The sequence below is a fragment of the Roseateles sp. P5_B10 genome (assembly GCF_056400485.1).
In genome coordinates, this window is record NZ_JBFULE010000626.1 from 1 (window position 1) to 3,136 (window position 3,136).

General features: G+C 65.9%; 3 protein-coding genes. All 3 read right to left on the reverse strand.

The features are described 5' to 3' along the window. On the reverse strand, nt 1–565 hold a 565-nt coding region (locus AC1DU6_RS25000; protein ID WP_477860374.1), incomplete at its 3' end, for a LacI family DNA-binding transcriptional regulator. 116 nt (nt 566–681) lie between these two features. Continuing rightward, complete coding sequence (locus tag AC1DU6_RS25005; protein ID WP_477860376.1) at nt 682–2,361, reverse strand: MFS transporter; 1,680 nt, start codon at nt 2,359–2,361, stop codon at nt 682–684. Between the two features lie 263 nt (nt 2,362–2,624). After that, on the reverse strand, nt 2,625–3,136 hold a 512-nt coding region (locus AC1DU6_RS25010), incomplete at its 5' end, for a DsbA family protein (RefSeq protein ID WP_477860378.1).

Sequence of the window (3,136 nt, forward strand, 5' to 3'; positions counted from 1 at the left end):
CAGCCAGCGTGCCGCCCAGCACGTTGTCGCCACCCACGCTGCAGTAGAGCTGCTGCGGCATCTCGCCGCCCCAGACGACCAGCGGGAGCTTGCGCGCGGCCATGTCGTTGAGCTGGTCGTGGTGGCGCCATTGGCCGATGAGGACGACGCCAATGGCCTTGCCGGAGTCGAACCAGTGCGAGGCCAGGTCCAGCCGCTCGGCGTCGACGCGCGACAGCAGCATGTCGTAGCCGCGGTCGGTCAGCGCGTCGGCAATGGAGCCGACGATGGACAGGAAGAAGGGGTCGGAGATGTGCTGGCGGGACTTGGCGTCGTAGGGCACGACGACGGCCACCGTCTTGTTCTCCTGCAGGCGCAGGTTGCGCGCGCCGAAGTTGATCGAGTAGTTCAGCGAGCGCGCCAGTTCGGCGACGCGCTGGCGCGTCTCGGCATTGACGAGCTCGCTGCCGTTCAAGGCCCGAGACACCGTGGACACCGACACGCCGGCCAGGCGGGCGATGTCGACCATCTGCAGCCGGCGTTGCTCACCAGCGCTGCTGTCGGAAGGGTCTTTGGACTTGGGCATCGGCGGCATCGTCGCAGGGCAGACTGCCATCGACAAGCAGGGCTAGCCAGAACGAAAAAGGCCGGCATGAAGCCGGCCTCGTGTAGACATCCCGGGACTCCCCGGGAAAAACATGATCAGTCGCGGGCGTAGATGTCCACGTCCTTGGTCTCACGCACGAACAGCACGCCGATGACGAAGGTCGCCGCCGCGATGATGATGGGGTACCAGAGGCCGTGATAGATGTTGCCGTTCTGCGCCACCATCGCGAAGGTGATGGAGGGCAGCATGCCGCCGAACCAGCCGTTGCCGATGTGGTACGGCAGGCTCATCGAGGTGTAGCGGATGYGGGTCGGGAACATCTCCACCAGCATGGCCGCGATCGGGCCGTAGACCATGGTCACGTACAGCACCAGCACGAACAGGATGGCAATGACCATCGGCACATTGGCCTTGGCCATGTCGGCCTTGGCCGGATAGCCGGCAGCCTTCATCGCTTCGCCCAGCTCCTTCTTGAAGCCGGCGATGGCCTTGGTACTGGCTTCGTCGAACTTGTGCTCGGTCAGCTTGGTGGCGGTCGGGACGGCGATTTCCTTTTCGCCGACCTTCACGACCGTTGGTGCACCTGCGGGAGCCTCGATGGTCTCGGAGCTGGCCGACGACTGGGCCAGAGCACGCTTGGCAATGTCGCAGGCGCTGGTGAAGTCCACCTCGCGTGCCAGCGGGCTGCCCTGGAAGGAGCAACTGGCCATGTTGGTGGTCAGCGTGACCTTGGCGGTCTCCTGGGCCTTGGCGAGGTCGGGGTTGGCCGCAGCGGTCAGGGCCTTGAACAGCGGGAAGTAGGTCAGCGCGGCGAGCAGCAGGCCGGCCATGATGATGGGCTTGCGGCCGATCTTGTCCGACAGCGTGCCGAAGATGACGAAGAAGGGCGTGCCCAGCAGCAGCGAGATGGCGATCCAGATGTTGGCCGAGGTGAGGTCCACCTTGAGCACCGACGTCAGGAAGAACAGCGCGTAGAACTGGCCCGAATACCAGACCACGCCCTGGCCGGCCACCAGGCCGAAGAGCGCCAGCAGCACGATCTTCAGGTTCTTCCACTGGCCGAAGGATTCGGACAGCGGCGCCTTGGAGGTCTTGCCCTCCGCCTTCATCTTCTGGAAGGCGGGCGATTCGTTCATCGACAGGCGAATCCACACCGAAACGCCCAGCAGCAGGATCGACACGATGAAGGGAATGCGCCAGCCCCATTCGCCGAAGTCCTTGTCCGACATCGAGTTCTTCACGCCGAGGATGACCATCAGCGACAGGAACAAGCCCAGCGTCGCCGTCGTCTGGATCCACGAGGTGTAGGCGCCACGCTTGCCGTGAGGGGCATGCTCGGCCACGTAGGTGGCGGCACCGCCGTACTCACCGCCGAGGGCCAGGCCCTGCAGCAGACGCAGGCCGACCAGGATGACCGGCGCCGCGGCGCCGATGGTCGCGTAGGTGGGCAGCACGCCGACGATGAAGGTCGACAGGCCCATGATCAGGATGGTGACCAGGAAGGTGTACTTGCGGCCGATCATGTCGCCGAGGCGGCCGAACACCAGCGCGCCGAAGGGGCGCACGATGAAGCCGGCGGCAAAGGCCATCAGCGAGGCGATGAAGGCCGCGCTCGGATCCAGGCCGGCAAAGAACTGCTTGGCGATGACGGCCGCCAGCGAGCCGTAAAGGTAGAAGTCGTACCACTCGAACACCGTGCCCAGCGAGGAGGCGAAGATGACCTTCTTCTCCTCTTTGGTCATCGGCGTCGCGGCCGTCGAAGTCGCAGTTGCCATTGATATGTCTCCGTCAGTTGTCGGGCCGCCCCACAGGCTTCCCTCACCGCGACTATTCACACCGCCTCTGACCGTGTTCTGACGCCAGTCTGAATCGAGGCTGACAAACTCCGCAGGAACCCGCAGTCAGCATTTCTCAATGCGAGATCAGATGACCCTCGCGGGTAAATCCTGAGACGTTTTGAATCATGTCTGCCGGCCTGCATGCCGGCAGTCCTTCGCGAGGCGTCGAAGAAGCCGCAGGGCTTGTTCTTGGTCCGCGCTCAGTGTTTCCGGGTGATGCCGGGCCGGGCCTGGGCCGCTGATTCCCAAATGCCGCTGCGAAACCAGGGGTCGCCGTCCAGCGCAGCACGCAGCATCGGCAGCGCATCCTGGCCCCAGAACAACCGGCCTTCGAACTCGACGGTCGGCACGCCGAAGACGCCCAGGGCCAGTGCCGCCTCGGTCTCGCTGCGCAGGCGCTGCTTGACGGCCTCGCCGGCCGGATCCTGCGCGGGCGCAAGGCGTTCGGTCAGCGCGGCGATGCGGGCGGCGTCACTGGCGTCGGCACCGGCGCCACGCCAGACGTGATGAAACAGCTGCTCGACGACCCAGCGCCCCGGGGTGTCGCCCGGCTGCCCTTGCGGCGCCGTACAGGCCCAGGCCAGCCGCAACAGCGGCAAGGGGTTGAAGGGGTGCTGGGCCGGCGGGTCCAGCACGAGGCCCTGGGCGTGCGCCAGCCAGGCCACCTGGCGGARGGTCCAGCGCCGCTTGGCCTCGATCTCGGCCGGGCCCT